Origin of the sequence: Mesorhizobium sp. WSM3866 (assembly GCF_002294795.1) — a bacterium.
Classification (GTDB): domain Bacteria; phylum Pseudomonadota; class Alphaproteobacteria; order Rhizobiales; family Rhizobiaceae; genus Mesorhizobium.
In genome coordinates, this window is sequence record NZ_NSGC01000026.1 from 14,240 (window position 1) to 34,618 (window position 20,379).

The window sequence follows — 20,379 nt, forward strand, 5'->3', positions numbered from 1 at the left end:
AAGCTCTATTCTCACACCTTTCGGGCGTTTCTGACGAGCCGGTTCTCCTCTGAGAAATGGAAGAAACCGGTTCGGTGACCAGCACTCGTCTTGTGCGTTCGCATGCGGCTAGTCCTCACCCATTGTTGCCGCATCTCAACCAGCAATGGTCGTGCCAGCCCGCTTAGTGAGCGTAAGTGTGTGGTTAGCTCGGAAAACCTTTGGGCGTAGAAGGCGGTCGATTGTTTTGAACCCGACATGGTTCCTGCCGCTGTCTGGTTTTCGACACGCATCACTGATGCTTCACGCTTGAGAACCGAAGACAGCTTGGCTGTCTCGCCTGGGGCAATGTTCGGCGTCGGCCCGTCTAACAGCATCATTTCGGGGCCGGTCGAAAGTGCACGGGCGATCTCCACGACCGGCTCCCGCCTGCAGCCACTGCGTCCTGGCCTGCTGGTGGCTGAGCCTTCCTTTCTTGGGCCGGGTCGGTGAGGCGGTGAGGCCCAGCGCGTCGACTGCGAGCCGCCGCCGTTACCGCTTATGTTTCGCGAGACGGCGGATCCCGCATTCACCAGCCGATATTTCGTGAAAGAGCTTTGGAAGCATTGCAGGTTTCTTGCGTAGACCACCCGCTGTTGCGGGCATTCGCGCCCGCTTCGCTCAACCGGAGGGTCGAGCTGGGCCAGTCTGGTCTCAATTGTCTGGTGGCGGCCCGTGGAGATGTCGGCTTATGCCGCGCAGATCTCGTCAAGATTCGGATGGGCTATAGGCCTTCGGTTCATTGAGCAAAGATTGTCGGCTCCCATAGAACCCCAGTACGGGTTCGATATCAAAGATTGTCCCTGGCGGAAGGCGCCGGACGGAGGCAGGCCATTTTTCGGTTGAGACGCCGATGCCTCTCGCAAGCATGCTGGCAAATCGGGGCATCAGCGGTGCGAGTGTCTGCGCCAGGATCGCAGCGGCTGTAGCCTGAAGCGCGAGCGAGGTCCGGGTGCGGGCGGGATAGAGACGTCGCGCCGCTGCATAGTCTTGCGCCTGACGGTAGATCAGGCAATCGCGCACGAAATCGCAGGCCTGCGCAGCCGCGCGCCGGACCGAGAAGCCATCATCCGAATAGGCGCGTTCCATCGCCGCGCGATGGGTCTCTATCCGAGTAAAGAAAGCGCGATCGGCGGGACCCCAGTCGCCTGCGTCGGGCACGCAGCCGCTAAAGTCCTGCTTGATTTCCCGGTGAAGCGTATCAAGCCATTTCAGCCAGGTCCCTTGGAACACCTCGTGCTCGGTGCGGCGTAACGCGTCCAGTGTGAAGTTCGTCCCCTCACTTTCAGGGCGTGTCAGGCCCAAATGAAGACGCACGGCGTCGACTGTTTTTGGGCCCAGAACCTCGTTGCCCCAGACCGCATGGCCACGGCTGGTAGAGAACTTCTGGCCGGCGAGCAGATAGAACTCGTTCACATGATACCGGATACGCGGCGTCCAGCGGGAGAACACCTCAGCGTAAAGCGCGGGATAAAGTAGCGCATGGTAGAAGGAATTGTCGAAGCCGAAGAAATGGACAATCTGCCAGTCATTGCTGGGCATCGCCGCATTCCAGTCGCGCCCCAGCAAGCGAGCTAGCGCCTGGATGTTGTAAAGGATTCCGAAAGCCATCTCTGGCCAAACCCACATCACCTGCCCCGGGAGCCCTTCGGCAGGCAGGCCCCAGTCCGAGGGGCGGGTGATGGGCACCCAAAAGTCGCCGCGTTGGCGTACACGCGCGAAGAGATCCAAAATCCGAGCGGGAGCGCCCGACGCTCTTAAATGCCGGTCGATCTCGTCGTAGCATCGATGCAGCGCAAGTTCGGCGCGACGCGCGGAGCCGACCATCGGCGCCTCGACCGAGTGCCGCGACCGGGCCCTACCCAAGTCGTGACATAGGTTCGGCGCGCCGCATTCCTCGCAGATGTTGCCACCAGCCGAGCTGCCGCAATCGGGGCAGAGGCCGCTTACATCCGGTTCGTAAAGGTAATCGCCTGTCACTGCATCAAATAGCGCTGGGCTCTGGCGCAGATCTAGCGCCGTGCTGCTCAGAAGAGTGCGGAAACATGTGGCTTGAAACTCTGCGTAATCGTCCCCCAACGTGGGCAGGAAGCTGTGGACCTCACAGTCGAGAAGCGCAAGCGTGGCTCTGAGCTCGTCGGCGTAGTGGCGCGCCACCTTTGCGGGCGTCGATTGATCGGCATCGGCACGCGTGGCGACGTAGCTCTGGTGATCGTCGCTCCCAGTCAGGTGGTAGGCTTCGGCCCCAGTCATGCGCAGGAAACGCGTGTACACGTCGGCGCCAAAATACGGGCCTGAAAGATGCCCCAGCTGCAGATCGCCACTGGGCGTCGGCGGCGTGGAGAAGACGAAGATTGGCCTGCGGGGAGTCGTGACCTGTGCAGCAGCTTCGAGGGCGGCCTTGCCGTCGCGCCAGTAGACATCGACGAAATCTAGGTCTTCATCCCCATCATTGCACAGCACATGCGCTTCAAAGGGGTGGAACAGAACGACGTCGCCGGCTTTGACCGGGATTTCCCCAAGGTCGGTCCTGACCTTGCCCGCCCCAGACAGGACTACGAAGGCCTCGATTTCGTCGTGCCGATGAGGCTCGGATGTGACCCCTGGTGCCACCTTGCCGAATGAAAACCCGGTGCCCGCGCTTCCCGTTCCAAGCGTGGCTATGTCGATACCGAACGCACGCGACAGCTCCGTTCGAGAAAACCTGTATTTGCGCATGACGAAGCTCAGCCGTTGAAGCAGTGGTATCTTCGGCTGCGAACGCAACAGCCTCTGCTGCAAGTTGCGAAGAGAGGCGGCAGCCCGGACCGGTTGGCGGCCCCCGCGAGAACAATCCGGCTTTAGCCGGGGCGGGCTAAGACTGCGCGCCAGTAGGAATTTGGACGCCGGTGGCTACCTCTATCCGACGTGCCGACGCGTCGTAACGGGGCTGCGATACTCCAGTAGCCACAAATCAGAACGCAATGCTCCGCGCATTTTTGGCGGTCGATCGTTCCTTGGATGCCACCGCCAAGGATCCGCAGTCGGCCGGTCATATCCCGCTGCCCATTTCTTCTGCAACGGTGTCGGACCAGCACTCGACTGAGGTAGGGCCGATGAAGCCGGGATGCTCGGGGTTGGCGCGCGGCGCGCGCCCCAGAAGGCTGTCGAGGATGCGACGCGCTCGCCAAGCCAGCAGGCTTAGATTCGGATCAGCCAGCCCACGCTGCCCTAGGCTCGCGTTCTGTACGAAGATGCGGCTGTCACACGGTCCGTCCCAGCACACCGAAAAATCTTCGCGAATAGCCAATTCATTGTCGATCTTTTCAAGCCGGTTCGCGATCGGTTCCAAGAAGCCTGGCACCGCGTTCTCGTACCCGGTGGCCAGGATGACGATGTCGGCCGTGACGTCTTCGGACTCCTCCATGCCGTGCTGCAGGGTAAGTCTGTGGCCCGCGCCGGCGTTGATGCAGTGCGAGACAGTGCAGCCCGGCCGCAGAGTGATTTCGCATCGGTTTGGCTCTAGAAACGCGTGGCGGTAAAGCGCCTGATAGATCGCGCGCAACGTGCTTTCCGCAACGCCGTCCGAAGCAAGCACGAAGCGCCGCAGGAACAGCTTGCGCTGCGACTCGCGCATTGACGCGAAACGATCCGAAAAGAAGGGCATGAACAACTCGTTTGTGAACGGGCTGTTGTCGATGGGAAGGAAGTTTTCCCGCTGTGAGACCCAGGTTATCGAGACAGGCCGCCGTCCTTTTGGCAGGCCAACAAGGTGCAACAGCACCTCGGCTCCGGACTGTCCGCCGCCGACCACGCAGACATGGCTATTGTGCACCTCAGGATGGATGTGCAGCAATTCAGATGAGTGGAACAGGTTGCGTCCAATCCAGCCCTGAAACTGACGCGGAATATGCGCCTGCTTGCCAATGCCGACCACGACGTTTCTGGCACCGAGAACCGCCCTATCGGTGCGCACCCGAAACTCGCCGTCAAAGCGGATTTCGCGCACGGTCTCGCCGCCGCGGACAAGCGGGTTCTTGTGGAAGGCCCAGTTCAGGTATTGCTCGAACTCAGCTCTGAGCACGGCTTCGAAGTGTGCATTCAGGAAGTGGTACAGACGCCCGTTCTCATGGAGGTAGTTCACGAAAGTGTAGGCTGATCGCGGGTTCACCAGCGTGACCAAATCCTTGAAGTGGCTGACCTGGAGCTCCGAGGAATCGAATGCGCTGCCTGGGTGCCAGCGGAAGTCGACTTGCCGATCCAGGAACAGTGCCCCTTGCCCCATTTGCTCGTGCATCTGGCACGCCAGGCTCAAATTCGACGGCCCAGCTCCCACTCCAATGCAAGAGAGCTCCACTTGTCTTGCTCCTTTAGGTGCTTCCCAACTAGGCGATGTTCGCGAGGAATATCGGCTCTGGCCATCGGCTTCAGTCTCCACGCGGACGATCTCGACTTCGGTGCCGCTGGATTTGCTGGATTTTGTCCCCGCTTTCGTATGGTCGGGTATGAAGCCCACATGGATCCCGGCCAAGTGATGCGATCGACACTTATGTCCACGACTTGTGGGCGTGGACGGGATCGACGTATCTCCGCCCGCTTCGATGATCGCGTTTCGGTCAGCGACATGCTTTCGAGGCTTGTTCCGTGTTTCAATCGGCAAAGCCGCCCGCCTCCACAATGGTACGCCTTCCTTCGACCGACTTGGGGATCGGCGAGGGCGCGGTCTCGAATGCGGCGACATTGAGCCTGCTCATAGGAGGGCATCCGCTGATGTTTTTCGGAAGATCCCCCGCATCAAACGTGCCAGAAGGAAACTTTCATGGAAGCAACGGTTAGCGGGTTTGTGATCCTGTCGGGTATCCGACAATGAGGCGGGAAACCTTGCGCCGGTGGCCGATTTGCCGCGTCGCCGTCCTCTTGCCATGAGCCGCTAGTTAATCGGGCAGCTCCGCATCGGAATTTTCTCTCAGGACGGCCAGCAACCCAGGTTCACGGACTGTGGCGCGGTAAAAGGCTCTTGCCCTTCTCGCGGCCGAAATCTGAAAAGGCGCCTTTGGAAGCCGGGGTCCCAGGAGGTCTCTCCCGTCTTGCGGAAGATTGAGAAGAGATCCGGATTTTGAGACGCAGAACCCAGCTAAAGGCGGTCACACTATGTCGAGGCCGTGTGCCACATCCTGCAGCACCACGAGCCTGACGGTGCTCGTGTGACCAGCGAGACGCATTCGATCCGCAGCTTTGTGGAGGCTGCCCCAGGCGGGTCCGCAAGGAGATATTTTGGGAAGGCGAAGTGTTGACGGGTTGGGCCGCGAACGCAGGAATAACCAGGCGCTGATCCAAAAAGACAACGTTGTTTCGGGCCAATCGAGGTTGGACCTGCTGATCGGTCGTCAGACGAAGCGAGCCAACTTGCGCCGCGGTGCGATGAACGAAATTCTCGCCGGCTCGAACTTTACCGCCTTACGAGGAGGTTGCACAAAAAGCGCGGCCTTGCCCAATCGTACCACAAGGGGGCCGACACGGCGGCCGAAATGTGCAACCTGGTTAAGAAGCTGGCGCAACGGAGCCGAGCGAGGCGGACTCGAGGGGACGAGGATGAAAGCGCGCAAATCCTTAAAGAGACGGCGCGCGTCGAGAAAACTCGTGTCTGGCTGAGATCGGGGCAAGGGTAGCCAAGGCTCCCCAACCGTGGCGAGGCCCGTGATCACGCTTTAGGCACCCAATAATGATAATGGAAAAATCTGCGCGAAACGGTCGCACCGGTATTGACATTAATTGACACTCCCCGCGAACACTTGCATAAGCCACATAGCGGTAGTGACTAGGTGCATGCCGCACCCAAATTTTCCCTAGGGGCGAGGTCTGATCTATGGCGGCACTGGCGAAATTCAGACCAGTTGATTCCGGCCAACACGACAAGGACGAACTCCGCGAGATTGTCCGTGAGCGCTCTTTTCGATTCGGACGCTACACGCTCTCGTCGGGCATAGAGAGCGACATCTATTTCAATATGAAGCCTACCATGATGGTGGCGCGAGGCGCGCAACTTGCCGCTCTTGAGTTCCTAAAAATAGCTAAGCAAGTGAAAGCAGAGTACGTCGGCGGACTTGAAATGGGAGCGGTCCCCGTAATCGGATCGATGGCGGCTGTCAGCTCGGTGATGAACAATCCCATAAACACGATCTTCGTTCGCAAGGCTCCAAAGGCCCATGGCACAAGGGATGTGATTGAAGGTCTTGGGCCTAAAGAAGATCTTCAGGGAAAAGTGGTCCTAATCGTTGACGACGTTGCCACAAGCGGCAAGTCGATATTGAAGGCGATTGAAGAGGTTCGCCGCGTCGGCGGCATTGTGGGTGACGCTGCTTGCCTCGTGGACCGTGACGAGGGAGCTACGGCCCTGCTAGCCCAACATGGCGTCACGCTGCACTCCGTACTGCACGCGAGCGAATTTGTGGAACGCCACTGACAATCTCGTACAACGTCTTTCCGGCGACCTAGCCTTGGAGGACATTCCGCCGCTTTGCAGCGAGTGCAGGCGCCTCGCGAACAAGAGTGATTGCCCTTGCCCATCCTCCCTCCTTTTGGTGCAACATATGCTCGCTGCCGTTCACCAGCGGGTTGACGCTATTGACTACCTCTCAGAGCAACGCGCCCTAAGACTGAAGGCTTTTACCGGCTATCTGGCGGCGGTCGTTCGAATAGCTTCAAAGAGAGGCGACGCGGCACCCTGGATTGATCTAGCAACCCGGTTTAGCGCTCTTTTCGGTCCCGACGAGGTTGCCCATTAATCTCGCGCTGATCGTTTTTTCGTGGAACGAGCAGCCCTCGTCGGCAATCGCGAGCGGCATGCCGGCGCATATGCGAGCGTAAAAGCGCCGAGCAGCCGGTGCTGAATCTCGAACGTGACGACGCCGATTGGCGCGATGTGCGTCGGCTCGGGGCCCTCGTGCCCAAGCATGGTGCGTTCCCATTCCCAGCATCATGCTGCAGGGCAGAGGAGGTGCTGTCCCGCCAGTGTTAGATCACATTCAATTCCCTGAACGCCCGCCCCTCCGCGACGCGCTCATATCCGAACGCCGTGCAATCGATCGTGCGATAGCTGCCATGCACGATGAGCTCCGACGGCGCCTTGCCGACCGCCGGCGCCTGCTGCAGGCCGTGGCCGGAAAAGCCGTTGGCGAAGAGGAAGTTGTCGACCTGCGCATCCGGCCCGACCACCGCGTTCTGGTCGAGCGTGTTGCAGTCGTGAGGGCACGCGCGCGTCGGCTTAATGGCTTCGAAGGCGGGAATGGGGGTCGCCAGCGCCGGCCAGATCATCTCTTCGAACAGCGGCCAGTCGGGCTCGAAACCGTTGGGGTCGGCGGGGCCGTCGCCCTCTTCCGATTCGGCCCCGCCGGTGATGTAGCCCGAGCCTTCCGGTCTGACTAGATGCCGGTCGGATCGACCAGTATTGGCATGTCGTCATATTTTTCGCGCGCCTCGAAGAGAAAGACATTGCGCTTGCGCGATTCCACTGGCAGCGCCAGTCCGGCCATTGCTGAAACTTTGCCGGCATTCGGCCCGGCGGCGTTGACGACGATGCCCGCGTCGAGCCGCTCGCCATTGTCGAGCTTTGCCCTGGTAACACTGTCGCCCTGCGGCACCGGCATGCCTGCCTCGGCATCGTGCTGGCCCTCCTGAGGCGCATGATGGCATGAACCGCCTGGTTGAGCGCGCTACGCGCTTCGAGATCATCCTGCCGGTTAATTTGAATGGAGCACGCCTTTTCCGAAAACCGTGGTGAAGAATGGCTCGAAAATGCGGGTCCGGTTGCTGGGCGAAATACCGCCGCCCTCGTCGCTCACCAGGACAATGGCCTTGCCGTCCCCGTCGCCCCTGTGATTAAAACCAGCGTGGCGCCGTGCCTCGCCGAATTGTCGATGAGATTGGCGAGCACATCCGCATTCTCGGCCGATATGCGCAGGCCGGTCGCTCCGCCGGCCTCGACGCGAAGTGCCGGCCTGTCCTGGGCCTGCAGCAGCGCCAGCCCGGCACCAATCGACGTGCTTTCGCCACTGGCGCGAGATTTTCGGCGCGCCAGGTCGAGCAGGCGGCGCACCAGCAGATTAAGCCGCCCCACGTCAGTGACGATATTTGTTCGAAAACCGCCGCCGCTTGGCCTCATTCATTGCGCTGCCTAGGTGCCAGCGGAATCGAAGTGCCGACCCAGGATCAGTGCCCCTTGCTCAATCTCTTCGAGTATCTTCCACGCAAGGCTCAAATTGGATGGGCCAGCACCGAGACCAACGCAAAAGAACTCCACTTATCTTGCTCCTCTGGGAGTGTTTTCCACTCAGCGGGATTTTCGCAGCGACCCGCATTGGGCATTGCGAATGTCACAGGCACAGTGGAGCTTCGAACAGCATCGGTGCCGCTTCGGAACCGTCATCGGGCCAAAAACAGCGGCAATGTCGGCTTATCAAAGATCCATCTGGTCACACCGCCAAAGAGCCGCTCACGCAGCCGACGGCTGCCATAGGCGCCCATGACTATCATGTCGGCAGAAATGTCGATTGCGTGCTGCGCAAGCACCGTGGCCGCCGATTTGCCGGCACTTGGCAGTAGGTCAACCGACACCCGAGCACCGTGCCGAGTGAGATAGGCAGCGATGTCGGCTCCAGGCTCCGCGCCATTGCCGTTGTAGTCGACCTTCGGATCGACCAGGGCGACACGAACCTCCTCAGCAACGCATAGGAGACCCAGCGCTTCTCGAACCGCACGGAAGGCCTCCACTCGCGAATCCCAACCAACCAGGACTCGCCGTGGCCACAGCGTCGCCTCAGCACCCTTAGGCACTACGAGCACCGGCGTTCCCGTTTCGAACAAGCAGCCGTTGACCACAGGAGGTCCGAGATTCTCGTCGTTGAGGAGCCCTGGTCCGATGATCGTCAGGTCGGCGCAGAGCGCCCGCTGTCGTGCCGCTTCACCGAGGCTGGCCGGATCGCAATAGTCGGTGTCAACGTCATAGTTGAGCGACATAGATTCCAGCAGTTTCTGGATATCGCTGGAGCGCTTTTCCAGCCTGACCGCGTCCTGTGCAAATCGATCGATTTGCCGCAACTGATTGTTCAATTTGGCACTTGCCAGTCCACGTCCTACCGGCCACTCGAGGACACCATCTCCGATCCGCCACATAAGGAGCGTCGGATGGGGTATAATCAGTACGGAAAGATAAGCGCCGATTTCCGCACACAAGCGGGCAGCAGTTCTGACGTCCTGATCGGAATGGTCAGCGCCGGTCAAACAGAGTACGGTTCTAAAGGCCATTTTCCTAGTTCTTCCTGAGTATTCGTTGACGGCGTTTCAGGCCGCAAGACCGGCTCACCGCGCGAGGAAAAGGGAGTGGCACCACACCAGCGACTTGATCAGCCGTCCAGCTTCTCGAGCGAGTAGCCGGACGACCTCACTGTACGGATGACGATATCGGTCGAGGCCGTCTCCAGCGCCCTTCTGAGCCGACTGATGTGGACATCGACTGTGCGTTCACCGACATGAATATTGGCCGGCCAAGCCGCGGCGATCATCTCGTCCCGGCTGAAGACCTTGCCGGGAGTTTCCAGCAAATGCCGCAGCAAGTTGAACTCGATTGGTCCGAGATGAATGTCATGGCCATTGCCGCAAACCCGGCGGGCATCGAGATTCATCGTAACGTTGCCAAAAGAGAGCCAGCTGCCGTTTTCAACCCCGTTTGAACCCGGCTTCGGCAGCGCCAGCCTCGTCCGCAGACAATCGAGCAGCTTGGCCGGGTCGATCGGCCGCACAAAGCTCTCAACGCCTGCCTTCAACAGATCGAGGTGCTGGTTCTCGGCGCCAGGCGCGATCAGGGCAATGATGAGCAGACCGCCGGTCCGGGGCTCCCGCTTGAGCCGGGCGCAGATTGCGGACCCGGTAAGGCTCGTTGGACCGCAGTCCAGCACCACGGCCTGGAATTCCCGATCGTCGGCCAATGCAAGCGCCTCCTTCGCGCCGCCTGCCAGCTCACTGGCGAAGCCGTCCACCTCTAGTATGTGGCTGAGGAACAGATAGAACTCCGCATCTTGCGAACAGATCAGGACGAGTGGCTTCATTGGTGCTACCCCGAGAACCAAATTGGCCTCGACCACGTTGGCCGCGTGGGCTGGCCCAAGCGGCTCCTCAACGTCTGACATGGTTTCTCTTGCTCGAAATCCGGTTCATGCGCGTGCCACCTCGGGATAGGCGTCGATGGCTGCAATGGCATCGTCGACCAGTTTTGTACCGGCCGCGGCGAGTTTGCAGAACGTCTCGAAGCCGAACCGATGGACGTCGCGCAGGGTCTTCGACAGAACAACCAGCCGCCCGGCGGTGAACAGCACGCGCCCGAAGCCCTCATGACTCATTTCGATCATCGGCGATGCCATCAGGCTGGAGCGCTCCTCGATCGCAAGGGCGACGGCAGTGTAAAACTTGTCGAGTCTCCACAGCACGTCCGGATCGGGATCGCCGATGATTGGAATCGCACGGCGCTGTTCCTTGCTGACGATGAAGTCGGCCAGCAGCTCGGCGTCCGCTTTGCCGTCCCAGGACCCGTGGGAATCCTGCGCACGGATCAGTCGCACGAGGCATTTGACGAACGGGCTGGCAAGGGCCGCCTGGTCATCGTTGACAGCAGGGGTGATGGCGACTTCAAACATTTTGCTCTTCCTCGTTTCAGTCCTCGTCCTCGAAGGAGGGGTTCTTTTCGGCGACACCAGCGTCAGCCAGCACCTTGCGCAGCCAGGGCGGAGGACATGTCCTCAGCATCATCTGCGTGCGCAACAGCACCGCTTGGATCGTTTGTGGCTGCGGTACCTTGATCGGATGGATTTTGGCAGAAACAACCTTAGCTGCCGAAGGCCCGCCGATGGCCAGACAAAACAGCAGCTGGCAGCCCTCCAGCGCCTCCACCTTTGGCGTGATGCGGTCATCGCCTTCGGTCCGATGCTCCCCACTCTCATCGGAAACGTCATCGAAGGCCACGGCTTCCACGAGATGCCACTCCTCGCGCGTGACGTCGTAGACAGCAAAGCGCTTGGCCGACCCGAAATGGGCATCGAGATTCTTCATGTCTTGCGTGGCGATGGCAACGCGTAATGCGCCTGCTCGTCGTCGAGGCATCCGTGGGTGAATCTCGTCAGTGACGAGCGATAGGCGACGAACGTAGCTCATCTGGCATTTCTCGTTTCCGGAATGGATCAAGCGCCTCAGGCGTCGGCGCGTGCTGATTGGCCTGGAAGATGTTGGCAACCTCGAAGATCAGGTCGCGCGTCCCCCGATAGAGGATTTTGAGCTTGTGCTGGCTGCCGAGCCGGTCGAAGATCGGGAAGCCGACGCGCATGAGCGGAACGCCAAGGCGTTGCGAAGCCTGGCGACCGTGGGAGTGAGTAACGAGGAGATCCGCGCCCGCGGCAAGAGTTTCCAAATCTCTGAGATCGCCGATCTGAACCCACTCCGCCGGTACTTTTTCCAGAATCTTCGACATATCGGTCGTGGTGACCGCCGCCGCGATTTTGGAGCCCATGCCGGCGAAGAACGTTGCGAGTTGATAGAGTTGGTCTGGTTCAGCAGCGATCGCAATTTTCTTGCCTCCGAAATGAAAATGTCCGTCGAGCAACGCATCCTGCAATTGCGCCCGGCGACGGCGCACCCGGGCCGGCACCACCGCGCCCGAAACCCACGACAGCAACGAGACGAACCGGTCGACAGCCTTCAATCCGGTCAGCGACTGCAACACCACGTAAGGCACGCCGGTCAACCCGTGCAGCATTTTCGCCGGGTGACGCATGTGTTCGCCGATGGCGATGCATTGCGCGGCGGTGCCCAGCTCCCGGATATCCTCGACGCTGGTGCCGCCATAGGTGGTCGTTACCCAGCGGTCAGGAACCGTACCGTCGAGCGAGCGGGAGACGTCCGGCAAAATAACCGGCTTGAGCCCAAAACTTTCAACCATGTCACGCAAATGCTCGATGTCGGCGACAGTGAGGTTGCATCCGGGCAGGATCGCAATCTTCTTTGGCTGTCTGGTCCGTACGCCCGGCCGTGTAATCCCTTCGATCATCGCCGCGACAGCTTTGGCCCAGCCTGCTTCGATCGCACCGTCAAAATCCGGCGTGTTGGCCAGCACAACTTCAGTACCGGCGAGCTCTTCCACATGCTTCAGCTTGATGTTGGCAATATCGCTCGCGCAATCTTCGCCACGGGTCTCTACCAGCGCGGTCGTGCACACTCCTATCAGCTTTGGCTTAGTGCGTGTTTTGAGGTTGAGGATCGCCTCTTCCAGATGGTCCGCTCCGCCGAGTATGGCGGCCACCTCGTCCATCGCCGTTGTCTGCAAGGGGATCGCTTCCTTGAAATGACGCACAAAGAGCACCAGCGCGAAGCTGGTGCAGCCTTGGCTGCCGTGGAACAGGGGCATCGCACCGTCGACTCCGAGAAAAGCGAGGGCCGCACCCATCGGCTGTGACGACTTCAGCGGGTTGACCGCCGCTGATTTGGTATTGCGAAGGATGCGGACCATCGGGTGTCCTCAACGCTCGCCGAAGCGCTGAGCCGTCGCGCCGGTTAATTCATTGAAAGGGTTCACCCTCGCGGTCCCGTCCTTCGTGCTCGCCAGATCGTCCTTCACGGCAGGCTGGCAATCCCACGGCGCCGGCTCACGCACCTGGCCCCAGATCGGGTTATGAATGGCGAGGTCGATCTGCCGTACAAGTTCCACCATGCCGTCATAGCCGGCATATGGATGTTGGCGTTCTTGGTTGATATCGAGCCAGGGTGTCTTCGCCTTCAGCGCGATGAATTGCGTGCGCCCGCCCGACAGCATGATGTCGGCCGCCTTGTCTTTTGAGAGCATTACGTAAAGATCGCGCGCTGCCATCTGCTCGAACATGCGGTTTTCGTCCTTGAGGATCCGTTTGATCCGCTCCTTGTCTTCGACGGTGGATTTCTTGACCGAGGTGCCGACGATCTCCATGCCGATCTCCATCAGCGCGTGGACGACCGACCAGGACTTCACACCGCCTGTGTTGAGCAGCACGCGCTTGCCTTGAAGCCGCCGGCGGTAGGCCTCGAGCTTCTTCCACGCAATCTCCTCCTGCTCAGCAATCAGCCTCTCTGTGCGATCGAGGATCTCCGCATCGGCGCCCTTCCTCACTAGCAGCTCAGCAAGGTTGCGAAGTGCTTCCGAAGTATCGGTTATCCCGTAGAAGGACCCCTCGAAGAACGGGATGTCCCAGCGCTCCTCCATTTTGCGGGCCAGATTGATGAGCGCGCTCGAGCACACCATCATAGCCGCCCGGGCGCGGTGCGCGGATGCAACGTCGATGTAACGCGCATCGCCCGGAATGCAGGCGCGCACCCGGATGCCGAGCCGATCAAGCAGCGGCTTCACTAGCCAAAATTCGCCGGAGAGGTTGAATTCGCCAAGGATGTTGATGTCGCAGGGCCCCGCGTCGTCTGGTTCCACCGTGCCGATGACATGATCGAGCAGCGCTTCGGCGGCGAGTTTGTTCCCGAGGTTCTTGGAGCCGGCCAAGCCCGGCGCGTTGATCGGCACCACGGCCAGACCGAATTTTTCGGCCGCGCGTTTGCACACGGCCTCGATGTCGTCGCCGATCAGCGCCGTCACGCAGGTCGAATAGACGAAGACTGCCGGTGGAGCGTATGTTTCCTTGATCTCGCGGATCGCCTTGAACAGCTTCCGCTCGCCATGCCCCATCACGACGTCGAGTTCGGTGAGGTCGGTCGTGAAGCTTGTCCGCCACAGGGTTGGCCCGGACGAAGCTGCTCCTCTGTTGTCCCAGGAATTCCCCTCGCAGGCAAGCGGCGCATGGACCAGGTGCGCAACGTCGGTGATCGGCTGCAGGACGATCTTGGCGCCGTCAAAGGCGCAGCCGCCGGCTGCCGCCCCAGGGGTCAGCGGCTTCGAGCAGCCCTCCTTGCGCGCCTTGGCATCCTTGCCGCGGTTTTTATCGCATGCGGGCTCGTCGAAAACGTCCTGGATCTTGGCACTGAGCGAGGTCATTGCGTCAATCTCCGAACTCATTGGGCGGGGCGGCCACGGCGGAAAGCCGGCACCGGCTCTTAGCGGGTGAGGTCATAGGAATAATCCGTCACGCCAGTCTCGCTCGTCTCGCGATCGAGCTTGTCGAATATCTTGTCGAGGATCGTCGTCAGCACGCGTAAACCGCCCTGGTAGCCCATGAGCGCAAAGCGATGGTGATGGTGCCGATCGAAGATTGGAAACGTCAGCCGGATCAGCGGCGTGCCGGTATCGCGCTCCAGATACTTGCCGTAGGAATTGCCGATCAGCAGGTCCACCGGCTCTGTATAGAGCAGCGAGCGCATTGCCCAGAGATCCTTGCCCGCCCAGACCTGCGCATCCTGGCCGAAGGGCGAGGATGCAAGCAATTCCTTCATCTCGGCCTCCCAGGCCGATGTGCCGTTGGTCGCGAGGCAATGTGTCGGCTCGCCGCCGGTCTCCATGACGAAGCGGGCCATGGCGTAGACGAAGTCCGGATCCCCATAGATTGCGTACTTCTTACCGTGCAGCCATGACTGGCTGTCGGCCATCGCGTCAACCAGTCGGCCGCGCTCCATCCGGATGGTCTCGGGAATCTGCTTGCCGGAAATCGCCGAGACCTTCATCAGTAACTCGTCGGTCGCCTGGACACCTAGTGGATAGCGGAAGGACGCCGTCGCCTGCCCGACCTCGCCGCAATATTCCAGCGTCTTTCGGGTGTTGTAATGCTGCAGCGACAGCGTCGCCTCCGCGTTGAGTGCCCCTTTCACGTCTGCGATCTTTGTGCCGCCGTCGTACATGCGGTATTCGCCGTCCGACGGTGTGTCGAACTGGTCGGAAGCGTCCTGAATGAAGGTATAGGTGATACCCATCAGGTCGAGGAGGCGCTTGAGTTCCCGGTTGTTTCCGACGCAGAATCCGTCGAAGCCTGGAATGATGTTGATGGTGCCATCTATTTGGGAGCGCTCACTGCCCTTCCAGAAATGCTCCAGCACACCCTTGACCATGCCGTCATAGCCATCGACATGGCTGCCGACGAAAGCAGGCGTATGAGCGAAAGGCACGTCGAAGTCGCCCGGGACCGAGCCTTCGTTTTTGGCGTTCTCGATGAAGCTGCGCAGGTCGTCGCCAATGACTTCAGCCATGCAGGTGGTCGAGACGGCGATCATCTTGGGGTCGTAGAGCTTGTAGGTATTGGCGAGCCCGTCAACCATGTTCTTTAGGCCGCCAAATACCGCCGCGTCCTCGGTCATCGAGGAGGAAACCGCTGACGACGGCTCCTTGAAATGTCGCGACAGATGCGAGCGGTAGTAGGCAACGCAGCCCTGGCTACCGTGGACGAAAGACATGGTCCGCTCGAACCCCGCGGCCGCGAATACCGCGCCGAGCGGCTGGCATGCCTTGGCGGGGTTTATGACAAGCGCCTCGCGAGCGAGGTTCTTTTCGCGGTATTCCCAAGTCTTGGTCAATTCGCGTTGATCCGCGACGATCTGATCAGGGTGCGGACATTCGAAATTCAGTTTCTTCTCGGCAAGCATATGTTTGTATTCCGGCTCGCGGAACAGGGGGGCGTGGTCGAGAACTTTTTCGGCCGATTGCGGCATGGTGGTCACCTTTCCATCTGGCCGCGCCAAGCGGCAGCACAGGGACATCAAGACGTTAAGGGCCTGCCTCGGATCGAGCGCGCCCCAAGCATTTATCGGCCTCCCTGCCTGGCAGGGAGGCCAGTCCTCATTCGGCGGCGAGCGCCGTCGGCGGCGCGTCCTTCATCTTCTTCCACGGCGCGCGGTAGAGGTCCCAGACCGGGTTGTTGATGGCGAGATCCATGTCGCGGGCGAAAATGGCGAAGCCGTCATAGCCGTGATACGGGCCGGAATAGTCCCAAGAGTGCATCTGGCGGAACGGGATGCCCATCTTCTGGACCGGGTACTTCTCCTTGATACCGGAGCCAACGAGATCAGGGCGGATGCCTTCGATGAACTTCTCCAGCTCGTAACCGGTGACGTCGTCATAGACGAGCGTGCCATTTTTCACGTAATGGCCGGTGCGCTGATAGTCGTCGTTGTGGGCGAATTCGTAGCCGGTACCAACGATCACCATGCCGAGGTCCTCGTAAGCAGTGATGACGTGGCGTGGGCGCAAGCCGCCGACATAAAGCATCACCGTCCTGCCTTCGAGGCGCGGTCGGTACTTGGCGATGACGGCATCGACCAAGGGCCGGTACTTGGCGATGACCTTTTCGGTCTTCTTCTCGATTTCCGGGCCGAAATGCTTGGCGATGTTGCGCAGGGAAGTTTCGATCTGGGAGGGGCCGAAGAAGTTATATTCCATCCAGGCGATCCCGTACTTTTCCTCCATGTGCCGGCAGATGTAGTTCATCGACCGGTAGCAGTGGATCAAATTGAGCTTGGCCTTGGGCGCGCGCTCTATCTCGGCGAGCGTGGCGTCGCCCGACCAGTTGCCGACCACCCGAAGGCCAATCTCCTCGAGCAGGATTCGCGACGCCCAGGCATCGCCGCCAATGTTGTAGTCGCCGACGACGTTGACGTCGTATGGGCCGGACTCGAACTCGACATCTTCCTTGCCGAAGACCCAATCGCGGATCGCATCATTTGCAATGTGGTGGCCGAGCGATTGTGAAACGCCGCGGAAACCTTCGCAGCGCACCGGTACAATCGTCTTCTCGTGCTCTTTGGCCTTCTTGCGCGACACTGCCTCGATATCGTCCCCGATCAGGCCGATCGGGCATTCGGACTGCACCGAGATGCCGCCATTGAGCGGAAACAGGTCCTCGATCTCGTCGATGATCTTTTCCAGCTTCTTGTCGCCGCCGAAAACGATGTCCTTCTCCTGGAAGTCGGAGGTGAACTGCATTGTCACGAACGTGTCGATGCCGGTCGTGCCGACATAATAGTTGCGGCGTTGCGACCAGGAATATTGCCCACAGCCGACTGGCCCGTGCGAGACGTGGACCATATCCTTGACCGGACCCCACACCACGCCCTTGGAGCCGGCATAGGCGCAGCCGCGAATTGTCATCACGCCCGGAATGGATTTGATGTTCGATTTGACGTCGCATTCGGAAAGGCCCTTGTCCTCCGCTGTGGCTTCGTCCTTGCTCATTGCGACACCGAGGTGCTTCTTGCGACGCTTCGCCGCCTTGTCTGGATATTGCGACAGCACGTCTTCGATAAGCTTCGCATGCAAGGCGCCGTCATTCTCATAGTCGAGGCCCATGGGACCTGCCCCTTTCAAGGTTCGGGTAACGCCTCGCCAACGAGGCCTTGTTTCGCAGAAAGGGGCGCCAGGTCATGGTCGGCGCCCCTGTTGGTAGCGGGGTTACTGAGCGACGGACAGTTTCGCTTCCTTGGCCTGAAGCTCGGCAAGCATTTGCTCGTCGCTCTTCATGATGCCGAAGTCGAGCAGCATGTCCTCGAGCTCCTCCATGGTGATTGGGGTCGGGATGGTGCCCTGGCCCGAATTGAGATGGATCTTCTCGGCCAACGCGCGGTACTCCCCTGCCTGTTTGGAGTCCGGCGCATACTGGATTACCGTCATCTTCCTCAGTTCGGCGTGCTGGACGATGTTGTCGCGCGGCACGAAATGGATGAGCTTGGAATTGAGCCTGGCGGCCAGCGCTTCGGAGAGGTCGAGCTCGCGGTCGGTCTGGCGCTCGTTGCAGATCAGCCCGCCGAGCCGCACGCCGCCCGAATGGGCGTATTTTAGGATACCCTTGGCGATGTTGTTGGCGGCATAGAGCGCCATCATCTCGCCCGACATGACGATGTAGATTTCCTGAGCCTTGTTTTCCCGGATCGGCATTGCGAAGCCGCCGCACACCACGTCGCCCAGCACGTCGTAGGAGACATAGTCGACATTGTCATAGGCGCCGTTCTCCTCAAGGAAGTTGATCGAGGTGATGACGCCGCGGCCGGCGCAGCCGACACCCGGCTCAGGCCCGCCGGACTCCACGCACTTGATGTCTTTGTAGCCGATCTTGAGCACGTCCTCGAGTTCGAGGTCCTCCACAGAACCTTCCTCGGCGGCGAGATGCAGAACCGTGTCCTGCGCCTTTGCGTTCAGGATCAGGCGGGTAGAGTCGGCTTTGGGGTCGCAGCCGACGATGAGGATCTTCTGTCCGAGGTCGACCAGGGCAGCGAGCGTATTTTGAGAGGTGGTGGACTTGCCGATGCCTCCCTTTCCGTAGAATGCGATCTGACGCAGACCTGACATGTTGCTTCCTTCCTTCTTTCCATCCATAGCGGCTACCCGCGACTTGAAGTCCGGTCGGCAGAATCCGGCGCCTCGCACAGATCGTCTCAAAACTCGTGCCAATTTGTCCGGCTGGATCGAAAAAGAAATTTTATGATTGCTTTTCAGCTATTTAACATTTGGCGAAAATATTAAATTGGCTAAATAAACTTATGTCGCAGGCCCGACAAAGGCGACAGGAGCTGTCGATGGCGTTACTCGCGACCGCTATTGAACCGTAAGGGAGGAAGGCAACCACCCCATCTGCCAAGCCACCGGCAGGCGTTTTCTCAGGCGACGCGCCAGTTGCAAAGTCCAGCGCCGTCGCGTCGGCCAGCCCCAACCGAGTTTTGGCAGGATCTTTGTCGAATAGGCCGGCATGCGTTCACCTGTCATACCGAATCGGCTCGGCTACGACATAAAGACACGCTAACGCCTGCTGCCGATCCGATCGGACATCTGAAGGTGGCAGTCGCGTGGCGATAAAAGCCTTATCGCCTTCCCAGGGAGTTTGCTGGAGCACCTTCTGTAGGTCGTGCCCCCCGCGTGGTGTAGCTCGGCGGTTACGAAGCCGCTCGCGAGCGCGCCCTCAACAGCGCTGGAGCGAGCGAGCGGCGAAGCCGCGGCGCATGGCCGAGAAGGCGCGGCATGGTCTGGGTCAATGAAGGCCTCATCACCACGCCTGAGGCGCCGTTCGGCGGCGTCAAGGAATCGGGCCTCGGCAAGGAAGGCGGACATCAAGGCATCGAGGACTATCTCGACACCAAATATGTCTGCATCGGCGGACTTGGTCTCTAGCGTCGCCGGCTTTGCTGTCATTGAGGCGGAAGCTTCGGGCGTTGTCGCAGGCCGTCATCGGCGACATAATCCACACCGGTGCGCGGCGATGAGCTGATCCGCTCCCGCAACGTCGTTACAGCTGGAGCTGGAAAACGGCCACCCAGCTTTCAGCCGCGCTAGACATCATCGTCCGCCCGATGCGCCGTTCGCCAAGGCACTGCTGCGGAAACGCCCATCTCGGTGCGCGATTGTGTAGCCCTGTCGTTTACGTCGACATCGCCTATCGCGGAGCGTACCCGCGACGGCAGCTTGCGCCATCCTTCGTTCAAAATTGTCGCTGGCATTCAGTGAGGTGGGCCGGGGAGTTCGAGGAGCGCGTACGCTATCTCGTCCTCGGTCCCAGCCAGATTCCGCAGCGCGCTCAGCCAATTCCTGCAAGGCCGGTTCCAAGGCGAGCTGATATTGAAGGCTGCGCTCCGGATGCGGCCGGGCAGCTTGGGTCCACGATTGCAATCCTTGATCGCTTCTTTGCAGGCCATGGGCTCTCGCCGCTCTCCCTTACCCAGACGGGGCGCGCCAGCTCACGTGTTGTTGTTGGTGTGCGCCCCCGGCAACCAGGCCGATCACCTCTTCCTCGATCGCCTTGCCCTGGTCGACCGCCGAGAGCAGATCCGTCAGCAGGTTGTCGCCCGGATCCTGGCGCTTGTCCCACATCTTGCAGCGAATGTAGGCGCGCAGTTCTTCCCAGGCCAGGCGAGACGCGCTGCGCGGACCGCTTTCATGCTGGTGCGTCATCACCTCGTCGGACAGCCCGGCGAAAAAGGCGTGATCCTCATAGAGCACGCCAATCAGTGCACTGATGACCATGGCCGGAAGCGGAAAGGAGAAGTGGCGCCTCAGGTCGGCGGGCTGGGGCTGGACAGCTAACTTGTCGAACAACTCCGCGGCGATCGCCTCGACCTGCTGCGCGAGCAGCTTCACCCTGCGGTTGCTGAAGGCCGGCGCCACGATCGTACGTAACCGATCGTGCTCGCCCCCCTCGTGCGAGACCAGCCACCCCGGCGAACCGAGAATCACCGAATCCGGGGTGAATGCCGCCGGCGGCATTCCCGCGGGCCGGAACGCCGCGTTGGACAGCGCCGCCTTGGCCTCGTCGGAGCCTGTCACCCACCAGCCTTCGTGCCCGGACGGGAAGCGCACGCGGTGGATCGGACCGTTGGTGCGTAACGCCAACATCTCGGGCGAGGGCTCGATGTGATCGACGCGCCACATCGCAGCGTCGGCAAGGGTTGTTCGGGCAT

General features: G+C 60.4%; 14 protein-coding genes and 3 pseudogenes. 2 read left to right on the forward strand and 15 right to left on the reverse strand.

Annotated features, from left to right (window positions below; translation table 11 throughout):
* Positions 1 to 11 precede the first annotated feature (11 nt).
* From CK222_RS32625 to CK222_RS30200, 3 genes are all read right to left on the reverse strand, one after another.
* Positions 12 to 395: a hypothetical protein gene (locus CK222_RS32625; RefSeq protein WP_126079024.1), complete on the reverse strand. Its 384-nt coding sequence runs from the start codon at positions 393 to 395 to the stop codon at positions 12 to 14.
* Between the two features lie 331 nt (positions 396 to 726).
* The gene (locus CK222_RS30195; protein ID WP_095802851.1) at positions 727 to 2,736 is read right to left on the reverse strand and encodes a class I tRNA ligase family protein; all 2,010 of its coding nucleotides are present in this window, start codon (positions 2,734 to 2,736) and stop codon (positions 727 to 729) included.
* 313 nt (positions 2,737 to 3,049) lie between these two features.
* Positions 3,050 to 4,354: a SidA/IucD/PvdA family monooxygenase gene (locus CK222_RS30200; RefSeq protein WP_095802839.1), complete on the reverse strand. Its 1,305-nt coding sequence runs from the start codon at positions 4,352 to 4,354 to the stop codon at positions 3,050 to 3,052.
* A gap of 1,509 nt (positions 4,355 to 5,863) precedes the next feature.
* Between CK222_RS30200 and pyrE the strand changes: the two genes are divergently transcribed.
* Positions 5,864 to 6,460, forward strand: coding sequence for an orotate phosphoribosyltransferase (gene pyrE, locus CK222_RS30210; protein WP_066993327.1), 597 nt, complete (start codon positions 5,864 to 5,866; stop codon positions 6,458 to 6,460).
* 551 nt (positions 6,461 to 7,011) lie between these two features.
* Here pyrE and CK222_RS33580 read toward each other — a convergent pair.
* The 11 genes and pseudogenes from CK222_RS33580 to nifH form a co-directional block, all read right to left on the reverse strand.
* A pseudogene (locus CK222_RS33580) lies at positions 7,012 to 7,631 on the reverse strand (FAD-binding oxidoreductase); the annotation flags it as partial.
* 203 nt (positions 7,632 to 7,834) lie between these two features.
* Positions 7,835 to 8,158, reverse strand: a complete 324-nt coding sequence (locus tag CK222_RS30225) for a hypothetical protein (RefSeq protein WP_348626615.1) — start codon at positions 8,156 to 8,158, stop codon at positions 7,835 to 7,837.
* 260 nt (positions 8,159 to 8,418) lie between these two features.
* Positions 8,419 to 9,300: a universal stress protein gene (locus CK222_RS30230; protein WP_095780036.1), complete on the reverse strand. Its 882-nt coding sequence runs from the start codon at positions 9,298 to 9,300 to the stop codon at positions 8,419 to 8,421.
* Positions 9,301 to 9,398: 98 nt separating this feature from the next.
* A complete protein-coding gene (locus CK222_RS30235) occupies positions 9,399 to 10,181 on the reverse strand; it encodes a response regulator transcription factor (RefSeq protein WP_095780035.1) in 783 nt (260 codons plus the stop codon).
* A gap of 24 nt (positions 10,182 to 10,205) precedes the next feature.
* The gene (locus tag CK222_RS30240; protein WP_095780034.1) at positions 10,206 to 10,685 is read right to left on the reverse strand and encodes a NifX-associated nitrogen fixation protein; all 480 of its coding nucleotides are present in this window, start codon (positions 10,683 to 10,685) and stop codon (positions 10,206 to 10,208) included.
* Positions 10,686 to 10,701: 16 nt separating this feature from the next.
* A complete protein-coding gene (gene nifX, locus CK222_RS30245; RefSeq protein ID WP_095802840.1) occupies positions 10,702 to 11,199 on the reverse strand; it encodes a nitrogen fixation protein NifX in 498 nt (165 codons plus the stop codon).
* Positions 11,165 to 12,547, reverse strand: coding sequence for a nitrogenase iron-molybdenum cofactor biosynthesis protein NifN (gene nifN / locus CK222_RS30250; RefSeq protein ID WP_095802841.1), 1,383 nt, complete (start codon positions 12,545 to 12,547; stop codon positions 11,165 to 11,167). The genes nifX and nifN overlap by 35 nt, the downstream gene beginning before the upstream one ends.
* Before the next feature lie 9 nt (positions 12,548 to 12,556).
* Positions 12,557 to 14,050: a nitrogenase iron-molybdenum cofactor biosynthesis protein NifE gene (gene nifE / locus CK222_RS30255; protein ID WP_095802842.1), complete on the reverse strand. Its 1,494-nt coding sequence runs from the start codon at positions 14,048 to 14,050 to the stop codon at positions 12,557 to 12,559.
* Between the two features lie 59 nt (positions 14,051 to 14,109).
* The gene (nifK, locus tag CK222_RS30260; protein ID WP_067322284.1) at positions 14,110 to 15,651 is read right to left on the reverse strand and encodes a nitrogenase molybdenum-iron protein subunit beta; all 1,542 of its coding nucleotides are present in this window, start codon (positions 15,649 to 15,651) and stop codon (positions 14,110 to 14,112) included.
* Between the two features lie 127 nt (positions 15,652 to 15,778).
* Positions 15,779 to 17,284 carry a nitrogenase molybdenum-iron protein alpha chain gene (gene nifD, locus CK222_RS30265; protein ID WP_095780030.1) on the reverse strand — a complete coding sequence of 502 codons (1,506 nt, stop codon included), beginning with the start codon at positions 17,282 to 17,284 and terminating at the stop codon, positions 15,779 to 15,781.
* A 102-nt stretch (positions 17,285 to 17,386) separates the two neighbouring features.
* Positions 17,387 to 18,280, reverse strand: coding sequence for a nitrogenase iron protein (gene nifH / locus CK222_RS30270; protein ID WP_095780066.1), 894 nt, complete (start codon positions 18,278 to 18,280; stop codon positions 17,387 to 17,389).
* A 663-nt stretch (positions 18,281 to 18,943) separates the two neighbouring features.
* Between nifH and CK222_RS30275 the strand changes: the two are divergent.
* Positions 18,944 to 19,096: pseudogene (locus CK222_RS30275) on the forward strand (aldehyde dehydrogenase family protein); the annotation flags it as partial.
* A 597-nt stretch (positions 19,097 to 19,693) separates the two neighbouring features.
* Here CK222_RS30275 and CK222_RS30285 read toward each other — a convergent pair.
* Positions 19,694 to 20,379: pseudogene (locus CK222_RS30285) on the reverse strand (cytochrome); the annotation flags it as partial.

Excerpts from the sequence above, each read along its gene's own strand:
- CK222_RS30195 (WP_095802851.1), bottom strand. The coding sequence starts at position 2,736 with ATGCGCAAATACAGGTTTTCTCGAACGGAGCTGTCGCGTGCGTTCGGT.
- pyrE (WP_066993327.1), top strand. The coding sequence starts at position 5,864 with ATGGCGGCACTGGCGAAATTCAGACCAGTTGATTCCGGCCAACACGAC.
- CK222_RS30225 (WP_348626615.1), bottom strand. The coding sequence starts at position 8,158 with ATGAGGCCAAGCGGCGGCGGTTTTCGAACAAATATCGTCACTGACGTG.
- CK222_RS30230 (WP_095780036.1), bottom strand. The coding sequence starts at position 9,300 with ATGGCCTTTAGAACCGTACTCTGTTTGACCGGCGCTGACCATTCCGAT.
- CK222_RS30235 (WP_095780035.1), bottom strand. The coding sequence starts at position 10,181 with ATGTCAGACGTTGAGGAGCCGCTTGGGCCAGCCCACGCGGCCAACGTG.
- CK222_RS30240 (WP_095780034.1), bottom strand. The coding sequence starts at position 10,685 with ATGTTTGAAGTCGCCATCACCCCTGCTGTCAACGATGACCAGGCGGCC.
- nifX (WP_095802840.1), bottom strand. The coding sequence starts at position 11,199 with ATGAGCTACGTTCGTCGCCTATCGCTCGTCACTGACGAGATTCACCCA.
- nifN (WP_095802841.1), bottom strand. The coding sequence starts at position 12,547 with ATGGTCCGCATCCTTCGCAATACCAAATCAGCGGCGGTCAACCCGCTG.
- nifE (WP_095802842.1), bottom strand. The coding sequence starts at position 14,050 with ATGACCTCGCTCAGTGCCAAGATCCAGGACGTTTTCGACGAGCCCGCA.
- nifK (WP_067322284.1), bottom strand. The coding sequence starts at position 15,651 with ATGCCGCAATCGGCCGAAAAAGTTCTCGACCACGCCCCCCTGTTCCGC.
- nifD (WP_095780030.1), bottom strand. The coding sequence starts at position 17,284 with ATGGGCCTCGACTATGAGAATGACGGCGCCTTGCATGCGAAGCTTATC.
- nifH (WP_095780066.1), bottom strand. The coding sequence starts at position 18,280 with ATGTCAGGTCTGCGTCAGATCGCATTCTACGGAAAGGGAGGCATCGGC.